The organism is Acidicapsa borealis, assembly GCF_059115245.1.
In genome coordinates, this window is sequence record NZ_JCACNY010000001.1 from 3,398,048 (window position 1) to 3,421,120 (window position 23,073).

General features: G+C 60.1%; 16 protein-coding genes. 8 read left to right on the forward strand and 8 right to left on the reverse strand.

The window, feature by feature from the left end:
- Nucleotides 1–170 precede the first annotated feature (170 nt).
- Nucleotides 171–1,202: a mechanosensitive ion channel family protein gene (locus tag AC5S27_RS13965; RefSeq protein WP_493935174.1), complete on the forward strand. Its 1,032-nt coding sequence runs from the start codon at nucleotides 171–173 to the stop codon at nucleotides 1,200–1,202.
- A 67-nt stretch (nucleotides 1,203–1,269) separates the two neighbouring features.
- On the opposite strand, the gene AC5S27_RS13970 is transcribed toward AC5S27_RS13965, so the two are convergent.
- The 4 genes from AC5S27_RS13970 to AC5S27_RS13985 form a co-directional block, all read right to left on the reverse strand.
- Complete coding sequence (locus AC5S27_RS13970; RefSeq protein WP_493935175.1) at nucleotides 1,270–3,483, reverse strand: thioredoxin domain-containing protein; 2,214 nt, start codon at nucleotides 3,481–3,483, stop codon at nucleotides 1,270–1,272.
- Nucleotides 3,484–3,530: 47 nt separating this feature from the next.
- Nucleotides 3,531–4,124 (reverse strand): outer membrane protein, encoded by a 594-nt coding sequence (locus AC5S27_RS13975; protein WP_493935176.1) that lies wholly within the window; start codon nucleotides 4,122–4,124, stop codon nucleotides 3,531–3,533.
- Between the two features lie 169 nt (nucleotides 4,125–4,293).
- The gene (locus AC5S27_RS13980) at nucleotides 4,294–5,241 is read right to left on the reverse strand and encodes an alpha/beta hydrolase (RefSeq protein ID WP_493935177.1); all 948 of its coding nucleotides are present in this window, start codon (nucleotides 5,239–5,241) and stop codon (nucleotides 4,294–4,296) included.
- A gap of 51 nt (nucleotides 5,242–5,292) precedes the next feature.
- Nucleotides 5,293–6,348: a M20/M25/M40 family metallo-hydrolase gene (locus tag AC5S27_RS13985; protein ID WP_493935178.1), complete on the reverse strand. Its 1,056-nt coding sequence runs from the start codon at nucleotides 6,346–6,348 to the stop codon at nucleotides 5,293–5,295.
- Nucleotides 6,349–6,585: 237 nt separating this feature from the next.
- Here AC5S27_RS13985 and AC5S27_RS13990 point away from each other — a divergent pair, with 237 nt between their 5' ends.
- Nucleotides 6,586–7,320 carry an alpha/beta hydrolase gene (locus AC5S27_RS13990; RefSeq protein WP_493935179.1) on the forward strand — a complete coding sequence of 245 codons (735 nt, stop codon included), beginning with the start codon at nucleotides 6,586–6,588 and terminating at the stop codon, nucleotides 7,318–7,320.
- Between the two features lie 18 nt (nucleotides 7,321–7,338).
- Nucleotides 7,339–8,832, forward strand: a complete 1,494-nt coding sequence (locus AC5S27_RS13995) for a glycerate kinase type-2 family protein (protein ID WP_493935180.1) — start codon at nucleotides 7,339–7,341, stop codon at nucleotides 8,830–8,832.
- 317 nt (nucleotides 8,833–9,149) lie between these two features.
- Here the strand turns inward: AC5S27_RS13995 and AC5S27_RS14000 are convergent, their stop codons facing one another.
- The 4 genes from AC5S27_RS14000 to AC5S27_RS14015 all read right to left on the reverse strand — a co-directional run bounded on the left by AC5S27_RS14000 (nucleotide 9,150) and on the right by AC5S27_RS14015 (nucleotide 12,999).
- Nucleotides 9,150–9,845, reverse strand: a complete 696-nt coding sequence (locus AC5S27_RS14000) for a Spy/CpxP family protein refolding chaperone (RefSeq protein WP_493935181.1) — start codon at nucleotides 9,843–9,845, stop codon at nucleotides 9,150–9,152.
- 93 nt (nucleotides 9,846–9,938) lie between these two features.
- Entirely contained in the window at nucleotides 9,939–10,394 is a 456-nt protein-coding gene (locus AC5S27_RS14005) for a hypothetical protein (protein ID WP_493935182.1), read from the reverse strand.
- Nucleotides 10,391–10,987: an RNA polymerase sigma factor gene (locus AC5S27_RS14010; RefSeq protein WP_493935183.1), complete on the reverse strand. Its 597-nt coding sequence runs from the start codon at nucleotides 10,985–10,987 to the stop codon at nucleotides 10,391–10,393. Before AC5S27_RS14010 ends, AC5S27_RS14005 begins: the two co-directional genes overlap by 4 nt.
- Before the next feature lie 224 nt (nucleotides 10,988–11,211).
- Nucleotides 11,212–12,999, reverse strand: coding sequence for a beta-L-arabinofuranosidase domain-containing protein (locus AC5S27_RS14015; RefSeq protein WP_493935184.1), 1,788 nt, complete (start codon nucleotides 12,997–12,999; stop codon nucleotides 11,212–11,214).
- Nucleotides 13,000–13,171: 172 nt separating this feature from the next.
- Between AC5S27_RS14015 and araD the strand changes: the two genes are divergently transcribed.
- The 5 genes from araD to AC5S27_RS14040 all read left to right on the forward strand — a co-directional run bounded on the left by araD (nucleotide 13,172) and on the right by AC5S27_RS14040 (nucleotide 23,061).
- Entirely contained in the window at nucleotides 13,172–13,888 is a 717-nt protein-coding gene (gene araD, locus AC5S27_RS14020; protein WP_493935185.1) for an L-ribulose-5-phosphate 4-epimerase AraD, read from the forward strand.
- A gap of 339 nt (nucleotides 13,889–14,227) precedes the next feature.
- Complete coding sequence (locus AC5S27_RS14025; RefSeq protein ID WP_493935186.1) at nucleotides 14,228–17,140, forward strand: GAF domain-containing sensor histidine kinase; 2,913 nt, start codon at nucleotides 14,228–14,230, stop codon at nucleotides 17,138–17,140.
- The gene (locus tag AC5S27_RS14030) at nucleotides 17,133–18,593 is read left to right on the forward strand and encodes a sigma-54-dependent transcriptional regulator (protein WP_493935187.1); all 1,461 of its coding nucleotides are present in this window, start codon (nucleotides 17,133–17,135) and stop codon (nucleotides 18,591–18,593) included. Before AC5S27_RS14025 ends, AC5S27_RS14030 begins: the two co-directional genes overlap by 8 nt.
- Nucleotides 18,594–18,709: 116 nt before the next feature.
- Nucleotides 18,710–20,113, forward strand: coding sequence for a glutamate decarboxylase (gene gad / locus AC5S27_RS14035; RefSeq protein WP_493935188.1), 1,404 nt, complete (start codon nucleotides 18,710–18,712; stop codon nucleotides 20,111–20,113).
- Between the two features lie 92 nt (nucleotides 20,114–20,205).
- A complete protein-coding gene (locus AC5S27_RS14040) occupies nucleotides 20,206–23,061 on the forward strand; it encodes a peroxidase family protein (protein ID WP_493935189.1) in 2,856 nt (951 codons plus the stop codon).
- Nucleotides 23,062–23,073 lie beyond the last annotated feature (12 nt).

Here is a 23,073-nt window from a genome sequence, read left to right on the forward strand (position 1 = left end):
TAGCAGACAGCAGAAAAAGCGTGTCCGCGGTGAGAATAAAGACAGTCGCAGGGCCGCGGAGGCCGATCGCCGAAGTACGCCATATGAAAAATTCCTGGCGGCGTTCGATTCGGGCGGTGCGAACCTGCATCTCATGCCACACAGTATAGAGAGAAACAGGAGGAGTGAACATGTATCTTTTTGCCATGATTTTTCGAACTGGCCTGTTTGCAAAGGGTCAGTTCCTGGGCAAGGTATTCGATGAGTGGGTGGACGACACGCAGGAATTCATTCATACGAAGCTGCCTCACATCCTTGTCCTGTTACTGGTCGCGTTCGTTCTGAGCCGTTTAATCGTGTTCGGTGCGAATCGCATTACGACAGCGGCGGAACGGAAGGACAATCGGCCTGGGCGGCATTCGCAGGTAAAGACCTTTGCCAGCGTGCTGAAAACGTCGCTCAATGGCGTTCTCTGGGGGCTAACGGCGATTCAGCTTCTGGAGATTACAGGCATCAACCTCGCACCGCTGCTGGCTGGCGCAGGCATCGCGGGCGTGGCGATTGGTCTGGCCGCGCAGACGATTGTGAAGGACGTGCTGAACGGAATGCTGATCATCGTGGAAGACCAGTTCAACGTGGGTGAAGTGGTACGGCTGACCGGGATGACGGGGACGGTGGAGGTGATGACGCTGCGGCGGACGGAGATTCGCGACGGCGATGGAACGCTGTATGTGGTGCCCAATTCGCAGATTACGACGGTGGCGAATCTGAGCCGCGACTTCTCGGTGGCTACGGTGAATGTGTCGCTGGATTTTTCGGCTTCGCCGGACAAGGTGGTGCCGCTGCTGACCCAGATTGCGCTGGATATTCGCAATGACAAGGCCTTCAAGGATGTGTTTATCAAGGATCCGGAGGTGCTGGGCGTCGACGCGATCAATGGGTCGCAGATGGTGTACCCGGTGGTCTTCAAGACGCTGGCGCAGAAGCAGTATGGGCCGATTCGCGAGTTCCGGCGCCGCGTACGCATCGCGCTTGAGGATGCGGGATTGTTGCCGGGCGACCCGAACCGCGTCTTCCGCGAATTTTCGGCCAAGGGAACGGCTGGGCAATTGCCGGCTGCCACGGACGATGGTCCGAAGTCGAATGCTCCCAAGGAGAAGCCAGCGGTTGATCCTACGACGATTCCGGCGGTGACGATCAATCCGCTGACTGGTGAGGCTTGAGGGGAACAGCAGATTCCCTTCGGGAATGACAACCAGAGGGGTAACTATAGCTACTGGCCAGTCACACCTACTGGCCAGTTTCCAGGGCTTTCGCCAGCTCCTCCGGGTCGGTGATGGGGGGCAGGCAGGTGCGGCCTTTGCATACTAGCGCCCACGCTGCGGTGTCTGGCGGGATGGGAACCTGCGTCAGGGTTTCCGCGAGAGCTTCGGGGAGCGTGTCCGCGTTTAACTGGCGGGGTTGGAGACGGATCACAGTCTTGTTCGCGGCAAAGCGGGAGGTAGCTAGAATTTCTAGCTTATCGGCCGCGGGGCCGCGGCCTACGATGACGATCTGGATGGGGTCGAGGAGCAGGCGGTTGAGGGCGAGGGCGTAGCTGCCGGCGTAGAGGCCGAAGTGCTCGACGATGCCGGCGAACGTGGCAAGAGTGACTTCGGCGATGTCGCGAAAGACTCCGCGGCCGGAGAGAGCTTCGAGGCGCAGGAGCGCGGAGGCTGCGGTGGGATTGCCTGCGGGAGTGGGCGCGTCCTGGAGGGGTTTGCGGGGGGCGGTTAGAGCACCCAGTTTTTCTACTTCGCTTGTTTTGATCGCTGTGTCCTGGAAGGCGCCGGCGGCCTTATCGAAGAAGCGGGCAATCATGGTTTCGGCAAGGGTGATGGCGGCGCGGTAGTAGGCGACGATGCCGGTTGCGAGCCAGGCATCGACGCAGGCGTGGATGGTGAAGGCGTAGTCGTCGAGGGTGCCGGGGACGCGTTCGGCGGGCTGCAGGTTGTCGGGATAGGCGATGACATGGCCGAGTTCGGACGCGCCGTCCCAGGCCTGGACCAAGAGGCGGTCGAGGGTCTTGAGGGCAAAGTCGCGGGGTTCTTTCAACTGCAGGACACGGGCGGCTTCGAGATAGGCGGTGATGGCCATCGCGTTCCAGCTGGTGTACAGGGTGCGGTCGATGAACGGGGCGAGCCGGGTCTGGCGAGCGGCCAGCAGGTTGGCGCGGGCGGCGGAGAGGCGGGCTACGGCCTCTTCGAGCGAAATGCCGGCCTCTTTTGCGATTTCAGCAACGCTGTAGCGGATGTGGAGGACGTTCTTGGCGGGGTTGTGGTGCATGTCGCCCAGGTCGCCGATGTCCCAATAGCGGCTGGCGACCGCCCATTCTTCGGGCGGGAGAACGGCCTGTGCTTCGGCTTTGGTCCAGGTGAAGTAGTCGCCGTCGTCTTCGAGGTCGATGTCGGCGTCCTGCGAGCTGTAGAAGCCGCCGCGGTCGCGGTCGGTTATGGTGGTATCAAGCCAGGTGATGATTTCCCGGGATACGTGCGCGAATTCGGGGAGCCAGAAGCTCTGGTAGGCGTGAACGTAGTTCCTGAGCAGCTCGGTGTTGTCGTAGAGCATTTTTTCGAAATGCGGTACGACCCAGCGCTCGTCGACGGAGTAGCGGTGGAAGCCTCCGGCGAGTTGGTCATAGACGCCGCCCTGGCTCATCTTGGTCAGGGTGAAGAGCGCAGTGTCGCGGATATTGGAGTCGCCGGTACGGGTCGCTGTTTCGAGCAGCAGATCGAGGGCGCCGGAACAGGGGAACTTGGGCTGGGAGCCGAAGCCGCCGTTGCGGGGGTCGAACTGCTTGAGGATGGAGTCGACGATTTTTTCGACGAGGGCGAGGTTTAGCACTCCGGCGGGGGCGGCGAAGTTTTCGTTTTCTTCGACGGCGGCCATGACGGCGGCGGCGGATTCGAGGGCTTCTTCGCGCTGGTTTTTCCAGACGCCGGCCATGGTGAGCAGGACGCGCTTGAAGCTGGGGCGGCCGTAGCGTTCGTCGGCGGGGAAATAGGTTCCGCCGAAGTAGGGGTGGCCGTCGGGGGTGAGGAAGGCGGTCAGGGGCCATCCGCCCTGGCCGCTGATGGCGGAGACGGCGGACTGGTAGCGGGCGTCCACGTCGGGGCGCTCGTCGCGGTCGACTTTGATGGCAACGAAGTGCTCGTTGAGGATGGCGGCGAGCTCGGCATTTTCGTAGGACTCGCGGTCCATGACGTGGCACCAGTGGCACCAGACGGCTCCGATGTCGAGAAGGATGGGCTTGTCTTCGGCGGCGGCGCGCGCGAAGGCTTCCGGGCCCCAGGGATGCCATTGGACAGGCTGATGGCGGGCGGAACGCAGGTAGGAAGATGCTGATTGGTCGAGCAGGTTTGCTACGGATTCAGGTGCGAGTTCATGACCGGCCATGCTTTCAGGATAACGCGAGGGCTGTCCAGCGGTGGCTCGGTCCGGCGTGGAAGCAGCGTGAAATGACAAAAGCCCCGCCAACGATAGCAGGGCTTTGCCGCGGCTGGGATCACCGGTTAGTCGTTGTGGACGCGGTAGCGGTGGGGGCGGATGTAGTAGTTAACGCCGATGGTGTAGCCCTGGGGGTTCAGATAACGAGGGCCCTGGAAGTCTTTCCAGAACTGGTATTCGTATTCGGCGCGCAGGGCTACTTTGGGGGTAATGCGGAACTCCGCGCCAGCGCTGGGAGCGTAAACGGTGTAGGAATCGCGGGTGTATTTCGGGTTGCGCGAGGGGAACTCGATGGTGCCGAGGCCGCCGGCAGCACGGACGAAGGGACGGACGCGGCCGAATTGCTTGCCGTCGTAGTAGACGCCTCCGAGGAAGGTGTTCTGCTGCATGCGGGTGAGCGCGGCGGGGGTGAACATGAAGATGGAGCGAGCGCTGGCGTCAATGCCGATGCCGTGGAAGATGCCGATTCCGGCGCGGACGTCGGCGCCTTCCATGCGGCGGCCGGGACCGTAATCGAGGTCGTAGCTGGAGATGCCAAAGCCGACGGAGATGGGCATTCCGCCGACGCGGGCGGCTGGGGCTACCTGAGCTTTGAGGCTAGGTGATACGGATGTGAGGGCGGAAACGGCAATTGCCGCTATGAGGACTTTCAATCGCATTTCGTGATTCTCCTGGGGGTGGAGTTGCGCTTCGCGCGTTCTGAATCACCAGTGTATTCACGGGTGATTGCGAGAGAAGTGCCGTATTAGGCAGTCTCTTCGCTTTCTACAGCCGGCCGCGAGCGGGGCGGGCGGCTGTGGGATGGACGCGCTGGGGCGGAAAATGCAATCAGGGGTTTTGGCGGGAATGGGCGGCGAACCAGTTTAGTACCCGGGTGCGGAACTCTCCTGGGGCGATGCTGGCTGCCGCAGTGTGGCCTGCTTTAGGGACTCGCCACAGCTCCGTTTCCTGTCCCGCCTGGCTCAGGATGCGCTCGGAATGGCGTGGCGGGATGTTGTCGTCCGCCAGCCCTGCGATGAGCAGGGTTGGGACATGCGACGACGCCAGCACCCGTTCAGGACTTGCTTTGTCGAAGTTGAGGCCGTAGCGCAGGCGGGCGTAGAGGAAGGCAGATTCGACGGTTGGCCAAGCGGCGATGCGGGTGAGGCCGACGCTGGTGCCGAGGCTCTGGGAAATGCGCTCGTAGCCGATTTCGCGGAAGCTGGAGAAGGGTGCTTCGGCTACGACAGCGCAATTCAATGGCAATTGAGCGGCTTCAATAGCGATGGCTGCGCCCATGGATTCGCCGAGGATGTCCACGCAGCCTTTACCGACGGACTGAGCTTGCAGCCATTCAGACCAGCGGTGGATGTCTTCGGCTTCGAGAAGGCCGTATGTGGCGAGATTGCCGCCGCTTTCACCGTGAGCGCGGGAGTCCGGCAGGAGGACGTTGTAACCGGCATCAAGGAGCATGGGCGCATAGCCGAGCATGCCGTGCCAATTATCGCCGGAGCCGTGAAGCAAAAGGACTGAGTTGCCGTTGGGTTGTTGCGGCCGGATCAGCGAGGCGCGAAGGATCGCGCCATCCGGGGTTGTCAGGGCAACATCTTGCGAGTGCGAGTGCGTTGCGCCTGCCACGAACTGCTGTTGAGTTATCAGGCGTTGCGGGTGCATCGCGGATTCGATGAGCAGAATGCCCAGAACGACCGAAAGAAACAGATAGGATCCGATGGCGATCATCACCAACTGAACTAATCGAAGTCGTAAGCGGCTGACACGAATATTTACCGGAGGCATGCCTGCATTACGCCGTGCCAGAGGGTGCAGTTCCCAAGTTGCTGCTACTTGCTATGCGAGGAGTTGTTTAGCTACCTGGACATACAGTTCTACGGCTTCGAGGAGTTCTTTTTTGTCCAGTTTTTCGTAGGGGGTGTGGGCTACGTGGATGGAGCCTGGGCCTAGCAGCAATGGCTCGCCCCATTTGGAGAGTTGGGGGATGTCGGTGGTGAATTTGGCGACCATGGTGGGAAGGCCTTCTACGGCGCGGAGGCGGACGAAGGGGATTTCCAGGGTGAATTCGACTTCGGCCAGGCCGGCGGCACATTCTTCGATGGCGGCGCGGGTGCTGGCGGAATCTCCGACGAGGCGGATGAGGATCTGGGCCTGGGCGTGGTCGGCGATGACGTTGGGGGCGCGGCCGCCTTCGATCTGGCCGATGTTGAGGGTGCTGGGGCCGATGTCTTCGAGGATAGGTAGCTCAAGGGCGCGGATTTTGGCGAGGACGTCGACTAGCTTGTGGACGGCGGATTCGCCGAGTTCGGGGTAGGCGGAGTGGCCCATTTTCCCTTTGGCCGTGACGACGCAGCGCAGGGCGCCTTTGGAGGCGAGGGCGAGGCGGTTGTCGGTGGGTTCGCCGTTGATGAGAAAGCGGCTCCCCTTGGGGGTTTCGTTGGCGATCTTGGCTCCGGCGGAGTCGCGCTCTTCACCGCTGACGAAGAGAAGGCCGATGTTGTAGCCCTCTTCGCGCAGGATTTCCGCGGCTGCTACCTGGGCGGCGATGATGCCCTTTGCGTCCGATACTCCGCGGCCGTACATGGTGTGTTGGTCTTCACTGAAGGGAATGTAGGGCGGGACGGTGTCCATGTGCGTTGAAAAGACCAGGTCCGGGTTGCCGGTGGCCGGACCGCCGTAGACGTTCCAGCGGGCGCCTTTGTGGCCACTGTCACCGCTGTTGGTGGGCTGCGGGACGGGGGTCTTTTCGACGGACCAGCCGCGGCCGGCGAGGAAGGATTCGAGGTAGTCGCCGACGGCGCCTTCGTTGTAGGTGGTGGATTCGATGGCTACGAGGTCGCGGGTGAACTGGATCGGGTCAAGTGCTGCCGGTTTCTGGGTACTTGTGGTCAATTCGGCGGAATCCGTGGTGTTTGCGCTGGCCATCATGTTGCCAGAATAACTTACGCGGTACACTTAAAAGATAGGGAACAGGGAATAGGGATCAGGGATTAGAAAACGGATTCCCTTCCTACTTTCCATGTGGTGGTTGCCAAGGATAAGCAATGCAGGTCCTTCGTCCGCTCGGGATGATGTTGATTCTGTTTTGCGATATGAAGGCCTTTGCTTCCTCCGATCAGGCGTAGAGAAATGACTTTGCTGGGACCGACGACAGATCAAACGGCGCAAGCTGCTCCGGCTTCGGCAATTCGCAGCTTTTTTCTCGAGGGCAAGGCAGGACGGCTTGAGGCCCTGTTGAACGAGGGCTCGGCGGATGCTCCATATGCCGTAGTGCTGGCGCACCCCCATCCCAAGGGCGGCGGGACGATGCATAACAAGGTCGTCTACCACGCGATGAAGGTATTTCATGGGCTGGGATGGCCGGTGTTGCGGTTCAACTTTCGCGGGACCGGGTTGAGCGAGGGCGCACATAGCGGCCGCGACGAGTTTGAAGACGTGCGAACGGCGCTGGACTGGATGAGCGCGGAATCTGGCAAGCCAATAGTTGGCGCTGGATTTTCGTTTGGCGCAGCGATGGGTTTGAAGGCTGCCCGGAGTTTTGACGGGCTGGCTGGATTTGCCGCGCTGGGTCTGCCCACCCATGCCGAGGGCCGCGATTATTCCTATCCGCACATGATTGAATGTCGATTCCCCAAATTGTTTTTAAGCGGCGACCGGGACCAGTATGCTCCTGCTTCGCAGCTCACTGAGATTGCCAATGCCGCGCCGGAACCGAAGCGATTTGTGCTCGTTCCCGGCGCGGATCACTTTTTTACCGGACATCTTGCCGAGATGCAGGCGGCGCTGGGCCAATGGCTTCGCGACAGGTACATGAGCGAGAGTCCCATCAGCAGTCCACACACTACTCCCCACATCGATTCTTGACACGAGCGTTCTTATTCCATGACAGCTACCGATATCGCACTTGAATCCCTTCACTCCACGGCCACCGAGATCTTCCGCGAGGCTCTTGACGATTGCAGCATCGAATCCGCGTTTGACCGGCGTTTGCGCTTTGAAGACGGCAAACTTCACAGGTTGATTGACGGCGGCAACGGGCCATCGACGCTGGATATGAAGGCGTTCAAGTCGATTCATGTGATTGCGATTGGCAAGGCTGCGCTGCCGATGCTGGATGTGCTGCTGAAGCGGATGCCGCGGCGGCTGGGTCTGCGTGGAGTGTGTTGTTCCACCGAGGCTGCGGAGAAGAAAAACTGGCGGTTCCGCTATTTTCAGGGCGGGCATCCACTGCCCAATGTCGAGTCGCTGGAAGCGGCTCGAGCTGCGCTGGCATTGCTGCATAAGGCAAACAAAGACACGCTGGTGATCTTCCTGCTTTCGGGCGGAGGATCGGCGTTGTTTGATCTGCCGCTGGACGAGAGAATTTCGCTCGAAGATACGCGTGCGTTTCACCAAGCCCTGGTGGGAAGCGGCGCTCCCATTACCGAGATCAATACGATTCGCAAGCACTTTTCGGCGGTGAAGGGCGGACGGCTGGCGATGGCTGCGGCTGAGGCGACAAAGCTCTCGATCCTGCTGCCGGATGTGCCGCTGCGCAGCCTGGATACGCTGGCTTCGGGGCCGAGTTCGCCGGATCATACGACGTTGGAGGAAGTTCACGCGATCCTCGCGAAGTACGATCTGCTGGCGAAGTTTCCTGCGTCGGTGCGGGCTTTTTTTGAGCGTGAGGATCTGCCGGAGTCGCCGGGGAACAAGAGCAAGCGGGCTTCATTCCTGCCGCGGCTGCCGTGGGTTGAGGCGCGTCTTGAAGGACGGGCGATTGCCGGGCGGAAGATCACGGGAATTTCGCTGCAGGCTGAGGATGCGGCGTTTCAGAACTCGATGTTTGAGGTGCTGCTGTCGAGCCACGATCTGCTGGAAAATGCGCGAGCGCGGGCGCAGCAGGCTGGCTACTACACGGTGGTGGACAATACCTGCGACGACTGGGATTATGCGGACGCTTCGCGGTATTTGCTGGACCGGTTCGATGCGCTACGCAAGGAGCATCCGCGCTGCTGTTTGATTTCGGGCGGCGAAGTGACGGTGACGCTAAGCGAGACGCCGGGCGCGGGCGGGCGCAATATGCAGTTTGCGCTGGCGGCGGCGCTGGGGCTGGCGAAGTATGAGGGCGAGGAACTGATCGTGTTCAGCGCCGGTTCGGACGGGATTGACGGCAATACGCGCGCAGCTGGGGCCATTGTGGATACGACGACAGTACGGCGGGCGATTGCTTTTGGGTTTTCGCCGGAGCAGGCGTTGGCCGAGTTCAATGCCTGCCCGCTGCTGACTTCGCTGGGGGATACGGTTGTTACCGGGGCGACGGGGCATAACCTGCGGGATCTGCGGCTGCTGATTTCGGAAGAAGCGATAGAACAGGGAACAGGGAATAGGGAATAGGGATTAGGGAATAGCGAACAAGAGCGGATTGCTTGCAGGCATGCCTGCGATAGAAGCAAAGACAATTGCACGTTCGTCGTCGCCCCTTTGTTGGCCAACATTCGAGTTGCTGAAATCTCTGCTCAAGACATAAAAAACGCGGTGGCCATCCGGCCACCGCAATGCTCTCTGCTCTGTATTGCTGAACGGAACCCGCCAGGATCTGGGTCCTGCTAACGAGTTCCTTTTTGGCGTACCGGGCTGAACTACGATGTATGGCCCGGTACGCCAAACCTGAGGCGTGCTCCCTGAACTCAATCAGGAAGCACGCGAAGCTGCTATTGCTCGGCGTCAGGACCACTATCGCCCGATGGTCCTGGAGGCGGAGGAGGTGTGGATTGGCCGGGTCCGCTACCCGGCGTGCCACCCTGAGGGGCATTCTGGATTCCCTTCCCGTGCCATCTGCGACCCTGGTCACGGTCTGGACCTGCACCGTCGCGTCCTTCACGACCCGGACCGCCTTCGCGTCCTTCTCGATGGGCTGAACGCTCGGCCTGAATCTGCTTCCACTGGTCGGGGGTGAGTTGCTTGCGCAGTCCGAGGAGCATGCGGGCATTGGCTTTTTCCAGCTCGGCGCGGGCCTGGGCGATCTTGTCGATCTGGGAAAGAATCTTGGTTTCGTCGGGCTGCTCGTCTTGCATGAGCGGTTCCATGACGAGCTCGGCCTTTTCGAGGTTAGCGTGGAGATCGACCAGATTCAGGCGGTTCTTCTGGTAGATATCGTCCATCGACTTGCGCTGCGCTTCGGTGAGCTTGAGCTTTTCGATGGCGCGAGGCTCATTCCACCAGCGGCCGGGTCCACCTGGGCCACCAGGGCCGAACGCCCGCTCCATCGGCGGACGGTGGGGACCGAAACCGGGACCATCACCAGGGCCTTGTGCGAAGGCAGTAAGCGCGCCAAATGCGGAGAAGGCAACGACTGCCAGGCCGGTTCGTAATGCTTTGAAATTCGTGTTCCGTGTCGCGTTCTGCATGTTTTTCTCCGTAGCTCCGCTGCGATTGCGTGCCGTACTTGGACAATTGGTCAAGATGGTATCGGTTGAGCCCGTAACGTACGTGGCTTGTATCTATTCCTTGCTCTCGGTCATGAGACTGGCCAGCGGCTCCATTGCGTCGGGCGCAGCTTGCGCGAGATCGCTGTCGATATGGCTGAGCAGCTCCTCGTCCGTGATCTTCATCGCGGCCTGCTGGAGTTGCTGCTGATGCTGCAGTTCCTGCTGGCGCTGTGCTTCAGCGGCTGCCTGCTCGGCCACCCGCTGCTGCTGGGCATGGCGATAGTGAATGCTGGTGGGTACAGTCACAGCGGAGACGGCAAGGACTCCGGCGAGGCCCCAGGCGGCGATGGGGTTTGAGAAGAGAGACCAACTGCCGCGGCGCGAAGAGGATGCGGGAATGCGGGTGCGGCTGTATTCCTGCTCGCTCCAGCTATGGACGCTTTGGCGGAAATTGCGCAGCGCTGCCTCTACCTGAGGGTCTTCTTCATGGAGAAGATGGCTGTCTTGTTTTTGCATATCGTTGTTCATCGTTTGCCTCCTAACTCTGCACGTACGCGGACCATGGCCCGCGACAAGTGCGCTTTTACTGTTCCCTCGCTGAGGCCGATGGTGCTGGCGATCTCGGGGATGTCCATTTCTTCCACATGCCGCAGAACGAAGACGGTGCGCTGACGTTCGCTGAGGCCTTTGACTGCTTTCCAGACCAGGCGAACCTGATCCTTGGCGACGACCTGCTGCTCGGGCGAAGACGCTTCGCTGGGGAGCCAGCCGCTGGCGTCATCTGCATCGACAGAATTGGTCGCGGTGAGCTTCCAGAACTGCATGCGGCGATTGCGCCAGTGATCCTTTTGCAGATTGATGGCGATGCGCAGAAGCCAGGTCAGCACGCTGGACTCGCCGCGGAAGCTGTGCCAGTTGCGATGCGCCTTGAGCAGGCAATCCTGCGTCAGGGTCTCCGCCGTGTCCGGATCGCGCAGGGACGCGAGCAGGAAGCGGAAGATCTGTGGCCGAAACTGTGCGGCTACGGCGGCGAACTCGGCCGCAGCCTGTTGTGCATCCATCTGTTGCATGGCCACCGCTGGCTTGGACAAACCTTCGAGAATTGTAGTCGTGGTCGCCATCACTCAGGTAGACGGCGGTTTTTCCGGGGAGATTACATGGTGCAAAAAATGTTGGCTGCCCGGCTCTTGTATCCGAGGCTAAAGCCTTCGCAAGCGAAAGCACCCAGTGCGGTGACTGAAGCCACCGCTTCCCTCCGGCATGGTGTCTCAATCTCCCTGCGTGGAGTATCGATCCACACGCCGCGTTCAGCACCAATCTGTCTTCCTTTGGCGGCGCGCAATGTCTAGGTGGTGGTGAGGAGGCGGAGTTCCCAGGAGGTGGTGGGCTGGCCGGCTTGTTCGGCAATGGGGCGGAGGGTTACGGTGCCGGGCTGGTCGGCGTATTCGGCGGGGATATAGTGGAAGGTTTGCGCGGCGATGGGGACGGCGAAATGGCTGGTTGACGACGCGGTAGCCTGCTGATTTGTGGCACGAACGAGGCGGTTGTCGGTGGTGAGTTCGTTGAAGTAGGCGGGGTTGTCGGAGGCTGGGGCTCCGAGCAGCCAGGGGCCGAACCAGTAGGAGACACGGTCCTTGCCGGCGGGTTCGACGCGGAGGGACATCTTGTACTGAATGGTAAGCGGTTCGCCGGGCTTGGGAGTCCACTCGACCTTGGCATAGTTGCTGTCGATGGGGGCGGAGATGAGGGCGCCGTCGAGGCTCAGGGTGAGGGTTTCGGCCCATTCCGGCTTGCGGACGTGGAGGGTCAGCGGCTTCGCCGAGCCGGCGGCGGTGATGCGGATGGAGCCGTCCTGGGCAAGAGCGGAGGTCGCGGTCACGGTTTGCTCGCCAAACTTGTACTGCGCGTCGATGGGTAGATCGAAGCTGAGCTCCTTGTGCTGCTTCCCTACCCTTTCGCTGAAGGCGTGCGTCTGGAGGTCGGGAAATGCGCGAAGGCCGTGGAGGGTGCAGCACCACCAGGCGCGAATGGCTCCGGCGGCGGGCAGGCCGGTTTCGGTATAGACGTGGTGGCCGAAGTCGCCGGTGGCGAACTGGTTGAAGCTGAACTCGTTGAATGCGGTGCGCTCGGCGGTGGTCACATATTTGGGGTTGGCGGTGGCGCGCCAGAGGGCGAGGTTGAGGCGGAGCCAGTCTGCTTCGCCGCAGCCTTCGGTGCGGTGGTTATTGGGGCTCCAGCCTTCGGGGACGCCTCCGGTGATGAGGGCATCGGGCGAATTGCTGATGCTGGTCCAGGCGGCTTCGCAGGTAGCGAGCAGGACGGGGTCGTGATTGAGATGGTAGAGGTCCATCCCTCCGCGCAGACTGCAGAGGTAACCGTGGACGTGATCGCCGGGTCGGCGCTCGGTGACGGCGAGAATTTTTGTCGTCAGGTCCGCATACCGTTTGTCGTGAGTGAGGTCATAGAGGTTGGCGAGGCCTTCGGTCTGCTGGGTCCAGCAGATGTAGCTGGAGGCGAAGTGCTGGGCGCCGAACTCGTCGCGGATGGCTTTGGACATCATGAGCGGGGCGATGCGGACGAGGAAATTTCCAATACCGTTGCAGGCGGCCAGCACCTGCGGGGACGGCTTGAGGCGGTAGTACTCGGTGAGGCCGACGAGGAGGCGTCCGTTGCCCCAGAGGAGCGCGAGGTCGTGGTCGCCGGGCTGATCATAGCGGAAGTTGCTGCCGAAGTAGCCTTCGGACTTTTGCAACGCAATGGTTTTGGCGACGAGAACGTCAAGGTCGGGAAATTGCGTGCCGTAGATGCGCGAGGCTGTCGAAAGCGCGCCGATGTAGCGGCCGGAGACGTCGCCGCTGTACTCCGTAAAGCGGCGGCCGGGGGTGGGGATAACGTCTTCGAGGATGAATTCCTGCGTATAGGCGGGCGATTGGCCGTTGAGGACGCGGTCGAGGGTCTGCTGGTAGCGGGCCTGGACGGGCGTTTGATCCGCGGACGGGAGGGGACTCGCCGCGGTTGGCGTGGCAAGAGCCGGAACTGGCGTAGGAGCGGGATTCTGGCTGGCGAATGAGGGAGAGGCGCTGGCTGCGATGGGAAGGATGGCTGCGGAGCGTAGGAAGTTGCGACGGTTCATGAATTGAAACTCCTTCAAAATTCGGCAGCCAGCTCGTTGCTGAGGTAGCTCATCGTATAAGACTTGGTATCCGCGTGTCTTGGTCCGGATTGGGCGGAGTTGCGGAGGGCTGGTATGCTGTCTGGGTAAACGATTTCTGGTCCAGCCCATCCGGACCATCGAGGTAAACCCGATGCTACTGCCTGTACTGCGCGAAGAAGTCCTGGAAGCGAACAAGGAGATTGCCCGGCTGGGGCTGGCGATCCACACCTTTGGCAATGTAAGCGGCATTGACCGCGCGGGCGTGGATGGGTCTGGACCGCTGGTGGCGATCAAGCCGAGCGGGGTGGCCTACGCGTCGATGAAGCCGGAAGATCTGGTGCTGACGACTCTCGATGGAACGATCGTGGAGGGGTTGCTGCGGCCTTCGAGCGACCTCGATACCCACCTGCTTCTGTACCGGGAGTTTCCGCAGATTGGCGGAGTCGTACACACGCATTCGGAGTTCGCAACGACATGGGCGCAGGCGGGCAAGGCGATTCCCTGCTATGGAACGACGCACGCTGATTATTTTCATGGGCCGGTGCCGGTAACGGCTGAGCTGACAGCAGAGGAAGTGGCCGAGGCTTACGTGCTGAACACCGGAGCGGTGATTGCGCGGCTGTTCAAGGAAAAGGGACTGGATCCGCTGGCGGTGCCGGGAGTGCTGGTGGCAGGGCATGCTCCGTTCACATGGGGCAAGACGCCGACGGCCGCGGTAGAGCATGCCGATCTGCTGGAGTACATCGCAAAGCTGGCGTGGCGGACGGTGGCGCTGGGGGCCGCTGAGTGCAGGCTGGCCGAGTATGTGGGTGAACATCATTACATGCGCAAGCACGGTCCGAAGGCTACTTACGGGCAGGGCTGCTGATTCTCGGTTGCGTATGCAGAGCTGATGGAGCGGTGCTTACGATCCTTTTGGCTTTTTCGCCTCAACCACAGACCCAAGCAGTCATGTCCCTGTCTGGCGAGTCACCGTCTCATTGCAAAGCTAATCTGCAATTCCATAGCGCAATTCTGATTTACATAGAATCTCAGCTCGAAGATCGTAAAATACCGATAAAATGGGGATTCTGGAGTGACCTTGGGAACTTCATTCCGTCTATAGGCGTAATCTTTTCAACGGTTTGTCACGTTTTCAGCAGGTGGGCCACTCGACAGTAAGAAACATGGCATCGTACGTGCATCATTGGTCGGTTCGGAGCTCCCCATGGAGACCAATCTTTATAACCGGGTTGTCGCTACGCTGCTGGCTGTCGCCACTGTAGCCCTGGTTCTGCTTGCGCTCTTCAATCTACAGCAGGAGGGCCGTTATCAGCAGCCGGACGATGGTGTGGTGTGGACTGAGGCCTCGAGCAGGGTGTTGCCGGGGCTGATTGCGGTCCATGTGCTCCCCGGCGGCCCGGGAGCGCAGGCGGGTATCGAGCCGGGCGATCTGCTGACGGCGATCAATGACAATACCGTTGAAATTGGCGCGGACCTGGTCAAGCAGCTCAAGCGGACCGATGTGTACGGTAAGGCAGACTACAGCATTATCCGGCGGGGCATTTCGCTGGATACGCCGGTGGTGGTGTACCCTGTGCCGGCGGACCGGAGCCTGCTGGAGTTTACCCGTGTCATTGGGCTCGTCTATCTGGCGATTGGTTTGTATGTGCTGTTTCGCCGGTGGACTGCGCCGCGGGCGACGCACTTTTATGTGTTCTGCCTGGTTTCATTTGCGCTGAATACACTGCACTATACGACCAAGCTGGATTACCTGGATTGGACGGTCTACTGGGGTAATGTGCTGGCGGAGGCGATCCAGCCGGCGCTGTTTCTGCACTTTGCGCTTGTGTTTCCTGAGGAGCGGCTGAGGCTTTGGCAGCGCCGCTGGCTGGTGCCGATGCTGTATGTGCCGGGGCTGGCGGCGGTGGGGCTGCGCATTACGGCGTTTCTGTTCTGGCAGGCGACGTTCGCCCTCAAGCTGAAGCTGGACCAGGTTGCTACGGCGTATGTTGCGACGTACTTTGTGCTGGCAACAATCTTTTTCCTGCGCAGCTATGCGCGGGCGAACACGCCGCTGCTGCGCCAGCAGTTGAAGTGGTTGACGCGCGGGACCATGCTGGCCGTGCTGCCGTTCACGCTGCTGTACGCGGTTCCCTTCCTGACGGGATTTCCTGTACCGGGCGCGCTGCAGAAGCTGGCCGGGCTGTCGCTGGTGGTGTTGCCGCTGACCTTCAGCTGGGCAATCGTGCGCTACCGGCTGATGGACACGGACCTGATCTTCAAGCGCGGTGTGGCGTATACGCTGGCAACCGGAACGCTGGTGGGTGTGTACTTCGGGGCGATTGCGCTGATCTCCGAACAGGTGCATACGCATCTGCCGGAAGCGGTGCGGGAGTGGGGGCTGGTGATCACGATCCTGATCACGGCGCAGCTCTTTGACCCGTTGAAGCGGCGCTTTCAGGGGTGGGTGGACAAGGTTTTTGACCGGCACAAGTATGACTACCGCAAGGCACTGGTGGAGTTTGGGCGCGGGCTGAGTTCGGAGACGGACTTGCAAGCGCTGCTGCGGTCGATTGTGGACCGGCTGCCGAAGACGCTGCTGGTGGCGAAGGTGGCGGTGTTCCTGGCGGAGGGTCCGGAGGAGGGCGGCGGGTTCCGGCTGGCGGCTTCGCATGGATTGCCCTTCAGCGGAGAGCAATACGTGCCGCGGCTCGACACGGGATTCTTTCATTTCGATGTGGCGGGCGGACAGCCGCATATTTTCTTTGAAAACACGCAGCAAACGCTGCATCTGACGGAGGAACAGCAGCGCACCGCTGCGCTGTTGGACCTCAACTACTTTCTCCCCTGTCGTGTGCAGGACGGGACCCAGGCTGGAAGCCTGACCGGTCCGCTGACAGGCGGGCGGACGCGGACCATCGCGGTGATCGGGCTGGGGCGGACGATTGGCGGCGATTTCCTTTCGAGCGAAGATGTTGAGTTGCTCGAATCGCTGGCGAGCTACATCGGCATTGCGCTGCAATCGGCGAGTTTGTATGCGCGGCTTGAGGAGCAGGTGTCGGAGTTTGAGCGGTTGAAGGAGTTCAACGAGAACATCGTCGAGTCGATCAATGTGGGCATCCTGGCAGTGGATCTCCATGACCGCATCGAGAGCTGGAATGCGCAGATGGAAGCGATGTATGCGCTGAGCCGCAAGGAAGCGATTGGGCAGCCGTTGAGCGCGGTCTTCCCTGTCGAGTTTGTTGAGGCTTTCGACCGCTTCCGCAACGAGTCTGGTGTACATCACCTGTACAAGTTCCGCCTAACGACGAGGGCGGGTGAGGCGCGCACTGCCAATATCGCCGTTGCTCCGCTGTTGTCGCGCGACTTCGTTGCTGTGGGCCGCATTGTGCTGGTGGACGACATTACGGAGCGCGTGTCGCTTGAAGCTCAGCTTTCGCAGGCGGACAAGCTTAGCTCGATTGGTTTGCTGGCCGCGGGTGTGGCGCATGAGATCAATACGCCGCTGGCGGTGATCTCGAGCTACGCGCAGATGTTGACCAAGCAGATGAAGGACGACACGCGGTTGACGCCACTGCTGGAGCGGATCACACAGCAGACGTTCCGCGCTTCTGAGATTGCCAATGGCCTCTTGAATTTTTCGCGGACTTCGACGACGGAGTTTCGCGATACGGACTTGAACCAGGTGATTCGCGATACGCTGGCTCTCGTTGAGCACCAGATGAAGACGGCGCGGATCACGGTGCTGATGGAACTTGATGCACAGCTGCCGCGTATCCATGGCAATCCTGGAAAGCTGCAGCAGGTGTTTCTGAACCTGCTGCTGAATGCGAAGGACGCCATGCCCAAGGGCGGAGAATTGCGAGTATCGACGACGGCAAACGGACATGTTGAGGCAACGATTGCCGACTCCGGCGCGGGGATTGCGCCCGAGTATCTGAAGCGTATTTATGATCCTTTCTTCACGACAAAATCCGCTCCCAAACCTGGCGAGCGGCGCGGTACCGGACTTGGTCTTTCAGTTAGCTACGGCATCATTCAGGAACACGCCGGAAAGATCAATGTCGAGAGCACGGTTGGCGTTGGAACTACCTTCCATCTTGAGTTTCCACTGTTAAGGAATTCTGTACATGCCTGAGGTCTTATCTCCATTGAGCAAGTCCACTTTGTTGACACATGCCGATCATGGTTCCACTGATTCGAGGGCCACTGCCTCGAAGATTCTCATCATTGACGATGAAGCGGGCATTCGCGAATCGCTGGAAGTGCTGCTGACGCTGGAAGGCTACTCCGTCGAGATGGCCATCGACGGCGAAGAAGGCCTGCTGATGCTGGAGAAAAACAGCTATGACCTGGTGCTGCTGGATCTGGCGTTGCCGGGGCAGACCGGGCTGGAGCTGTTGCCGCAGATTCACGAGAGATATCCGGAGCTGCCGGTGGTGATGATTACCGCTTACGGCACAGTCGATAACGTGGTGGAAGCGGTGCGCGCAGGCGCGGAGAACTTCGTTCAGAAGCCGTGGGACAACGAGAAGCTGCTGGCCGATATTCGTTCGGCGATTGCGCGACACAAGGCTGAGGCGGAGAACATCCAGCTGAAGCGCGCGCTGAAGCAGCGGTATAACTTCCATAACATCATCGGTAAGTCAGATGTTATGCTGCGTATCTTCGATCTTGTGAGCCAGGTGGCGCCGAGCAGGTCGACGGTGCTGATCCAGGGTGAGAGCGGAACGGGCAAGGAATTGATTGCCAAGGCGCTGCATGCGAATTCGCCGCGTAAAGATAAGCCGTTTGTTCCGATCAATACGGGGTCGATGCCTTCGGAACTGCTGGAGTCCACGCTCTTCGGGCACGTGAAGGGCGCGTTTACTTCGGCGATTGCCACGAAGAAGGGCTTGTTTGAAGTTGCCAATGGCGGAACGCTCTTCCTCGATGAAATTGGCAACATGGGCATGGATACGCAGGCGAAGATTCTGCGCGTGCTGCAGGACCGGCGCTTTACTCCGCTGGGCGGAACGCAGGAGATGCAGGTGGATGTGCGCATTGTGGCTGCGACCAATGTGGACCTGCGGCAGGCGGTGCGCGATGGGAAATTCCGCGATGATTTGTTCTATCGTCTAAACGTGATTTCAGTGGACCTGCCGCCGCTGCGCGCGAGGCGCGAGGATATTCCGCTGCTGGTGAATCGCTTTCTCGACCACTTCTCGAAGGAGAACGATCTTGAGCCGCGCAAGCTGACACCGGATGCGATGCGGGCTTTGGTGGACTACGAGTGGCCGGGCAACGTGCGCGAGTTGGAGAACATCATCGAGCGCGGCGTAGTGCTGTCGAGCACGACGCTGATTGATTCAACGCTGCTGCCGGGACATATCACCGGTCGCACGTTTCAGGATGCGCTGCTGGACCATAATCCGAATGCGAGCCTGTTCGACATTCTGGAAGATATCGAGCGGCGGATCATCGTCGAAAAGCTGGAGCGCTGCGGGTGGAACCAGACCGATGCCGCGGAGCAGTTTCATATTCCGCTGAGCACACTGAACCAGAAGATCAAGCGGCTGAATATCGAGATACGGAAGAAGGGCCGCGAGTAACGGCCCTTCTATCGCTTACTTTCTATTTCTAGATTCACCATTTCTTCTCGCGCTGCTTCGAGACGACCCGCTACACTTTGTCTTTCACGGAACTCCCGCAAACCCCGGAGAGATACATGGCCCTGCACAACACCGAAGAACTTTCCGCTGAACCGACGAGCAAGATTGAGGCCGAGTCGCATGATGCGGCGGAGCAGACCTACGAATTTCCCGTTGCCGCGCAGGACCCGCAGGAGGTCTATCAGACGATTCATGATCAGTTAGTGCTGGACGGGAATTCGCAGCAGAATCTGGCGACGTTTTGCACGACGTGGATTGAGCCGGAAGTTGAAAAGCTGATGGCTGAGTGCGCGGACAAGAACATGATCGACAAGGATGAGTATCCGCAGACGGCGGCCATCGAGGAGCGCTGCGTGCACATGCTTGCGGACCTTTGGGGATCGCCGGCGGCGGCGACGACGATTGGCTGCTCGACGACCGGTTCGAGCGAGGCGGCGATGCTGGGCGGGCTGGCGCTGAAGTGGAACTGGCGCAAACGGCGGGCTGCGGCGGGGAAATCGACTGAGCGACCGAACCTTATCATGGGGCCGGTGCAGGTTTGCTGGCATAAGTTTTGCCGGTACTTCGATGTAGAGATTCGTGAGGTGCCGATGGAAGGCGACCGGCTGTTGCTGACTCCTGACGAAGTAGTGAAGCGCTGCGATGAGAACACGATCGGGGTGATTGTGACCCTGGGGGTCACGTTCACGCTGCAGTATGAGCCGGTGCATGCGATCAGCCTGGCGCTGGATGAGTTTGAGGCCGCGACGGGCCTGCATGTGCCGATCCATGTCGATGGGGCGAGCGGGGCGTTTCTGGCGCCGTTTGCGCAGCCTGATCTGCTGTGGGATTTCCGGCTGCCTCGGGTGAAGTCGATCAATGCTTCGGGGCACAAGTTTGGGCTGGCACCGCTCGGGGTGGGTTGGGCGCTGTGGCGGGAGAAGCAGGATCTGCCGGAAGAATTGATCTTCGAGGTGAATTATCTGGGCGGCAACATGCCGACGTTTGCGCTGAACTTTTCGCGGCCGGGCGGGGAGATTATCTGCCAGTACTATAACTTTCTGCGGCTTGGCAAAGAGGGGTATCGGGCGATCCAGACAGAATGTTATGCATTCGGCCGGTATCTGGCGGAGAAGATTGCGGCGCTTGGCCCGTTCAAGATTATTTATGACGGCGAGGGTGGCATTCCGGGGCTTTGCTGGGAGCTGAAGGACCCGGCGGGGTCGAGCTTTACGCTGTATGATTTTGCCGACCGGCTGCGGGAGCGCGGGTGGCTGGTGCCTGCCTACTCGATGCCGCCCAATCGCGAGGACCTGGTGATTCAGCGGATTTTGATCCGGCATGGCTTTACGCAAGAGATGGCGCACCGGCTGCTGGCAGAGATGGAGAGCGTGCTGGCGCATCTGGCGCAGACTCCGGAGCGGCTTACTTCGGAGCTGGTTGGGGCGGAGACGAGCGGGCACGACCATTCCGGGAGATAGGGCGAGCTGGTTAGAGCAGTCACAATTTCACTTGCGGTCCCACAAAGTAATTGCTTGACTCTTTGAGGGGATACGGGTGAATCTTTCACACCATGAAGAAACTTTTCATGTACGCCACGCTCTGTCTTACGGCCGTCTCGCTCGCCGCTGCTGCCCAGGCTCCCGACCAACCGAAGAAAATCGACCAGCTGAAGGATGAGGCGGATGCTGCCAAGGCTTGCGTCGACGCGTTGTTCCAAGGGATACGGCCGATTGCGCCTTCGCGGGAGTTCCGGTTCGAGGGCAAGCCGAGCCAGGCGCGTGATCTTTGCCGCGGCGGGCAGCGGACGTTGCAGTTTCGCCTGACGCCATGGGTGGACTGGACGAACTATTGGGGAACGGGCGATATGGCTTCCCTGCCCTCGGGATTCCTCTCGAACAAAGGCCCGGCGTTTCGCGGAGTGAACGGTGCGCTGATCGATCTTGAGTTTCAACGGGTGGAACTTATCAAGTTCAACTTATTCGATAACTCGGGGACGTATGAGGACTTTATCAATGGACGCCATGGGACGGGCGGGCAGGCGCTGAAGACCTGGGCGCAGATGCGGCTGCCGAAGACGGATCCTAACTTTGCCGCGGTGGGCGGCGACGGAGAGCAGGTTTGCAAGGGTGAGCTGGTGCGTGGACGTACGACTACGGGCATCTGCAATGACGTCAAGAATCCGCTGATGGGCTCGACGGGGACGTTGTTTGCGCGCAATGTTGAGTTTGAGACTGCGTTCCCTGAGATGGGCGCTAATGATTTGACGCGCAACCGCCATGGAAACAGGCTGAGCCTGACGCAGCCTGATCCGCAGGTGATCAGCAGGACGCTGTTTACGCGGAATCAATCCACGCCCGACACATGCAAGGGTGGGTTTGGACTTGCAGGCAATGCTGTCGAGGCGAACTGCGATTATCAGAAGGCTCCGTTCTTCAATGTGCTTGCTGCGTACTGGATTCAGTTCATGACGCATGACTGGTTCTCGCATATGGAAGAGGGGCATAATGCGCCGGGCCTCGAAGATACGGGATGCAAGACGAAGTTAGTGGATGGAGTTGAGGTTCCACTTACTGCGGATGATATTGCCAAGTTAGGCTGCAGACCGGATGACCAGGTGGATAAGCCGTATGTGGCGCAAGATTCGGCTCCGGACAAGTTCAAGGCGAATGGCAAAGAGTACCAGTCGCGGGCGGCGAAGACATTTGCAAATACGAATACGGCGTGGTGGGATGCTTCGCAGATTTATGGGTATGACGACGTATCCGTAAAACGTGTCAAGCGCGATCCTGCGGATACGGCCCTGCTGCTGCTGGAGCGGATTCCGGGCGAGCCTGCGGGAGACCAGGGGTATCTGCCGGTTCTGCAGCCGAGTGACCCGCAGCAGCCGCAGTGGGCCGGGCAGGAGGCGGTTGCGTTTCCGGATAACTTCACCATTGGGCTTAGCTTTCTGCATAACCTTTTTGTGCGCGAGCATAACTCGTTTGTGATGGAGTTCCGCAGGCAGGCTGCGCTTACTCCCAATGCGGATAGCGGGCTACGTGATCCTGCGAAGGCCAAGCATGTGATCACTTACAAAGAGGTGACGGCGGATGAGTTGTTTGCTGCGGCGCGACTGGTGGTTGCTGCAGAGATTGCGAAGATTCATACGACGGAGTGGACGCCGCAACTGCTTTACAACGAGCCGCTGTACAAGGGCATGAATGCGAACTGGAATGGGCTGCTGGGAACGGGCGATCCGGATGTTTCAAAGGCGCTCTCGGATATCATCACGCATAACTTCGGCAGGTCGGCGGATAACAAGAAGGCTACGCAATGGTATTCGGTGTTTGCCTCGGGGCCGGGGATTTTCGGTCTGGGTAGCACCGCGCCGCACTACGACATTACCAAGGCGGACAGCATCAATGGCGGGGTGAATCACTTTGGGTCACCGTTTAACTTTCCTGAGGAATTCGTTTCTGTTTATCGGCTGCATCCTCTGGTGCCGGACCTGATTGAATTTCGTGATTTGAGCAAGGACCCAAACCAGATTACGCAGAAGATTGCCGTGATCAATACGTTCGAAGGCAAGGCTACGGATGCGATGCGCACGGGCGGCATGGCGAACTGGGGTCTGTCGCTGGGGCGGCAGCGGCTGGGGATTCTTGCGCTGCACAATCATCCGCAGTTCATGCAGAGCATCACGCTGCCGCGACTGGACACGCCGACGAAGCAGATCGATCTGGCGGCGATGGATATCATTCGCGATCGCGAACATGGCGTGCCGCGCTTCAACGAATTCCGGCGGCAGTATGGGCTGCGTCAGCTTACCAGCTATGACGACTTCATCGATCATCATCTTGATCCGGCGTCGGCCGCTTATCAGCAACAGCAGACGATCGTGACAGAACTGCGGCAGGTGTATGGGACGCACGTCTGCGACGCGACAAAGATCATCACCGACGCGCAGGTGAACGAGGACAAGACGCCGATCAACGACTGCCTGGGGCATCCGAACGGGTCGGTGGTGGACAACATTGAGGATGTGGATACAGTGGTCGGGTATCTTGCGGAGTCAACGCGGCCGCATGGGTTTGCGATCAGCGAGACGCAGTTTGTGGTGTTCATTCTGAATGCTTCGCGGCGGCTGTTTTCGGACCGGTTTTTTACATCGAGCTTCCGGCCGGAGTTCTATACAACGCTGGGTGTGCAATGGGTGGTGCACAACGGGCCGGGACCGGAGCAGATGGAGAAGGGTGCGCCGAACGGGCATGTGCAGCCGGTTTCTCCGCTGAAGCGGGTGCTGATCCGGAATATTCCTGAACTGAAGCCGGAGCTTGATCCGGTGATCAACGCGTTCGACCCATGGGCGCGGGATCGCGGGCAGTATTACTCGCTGGCGTGGAAGCCGCGGCCTGGGGCAGAGAGCGATCCGGCGTTCAAGCAGTAAGGTTTCCAATGC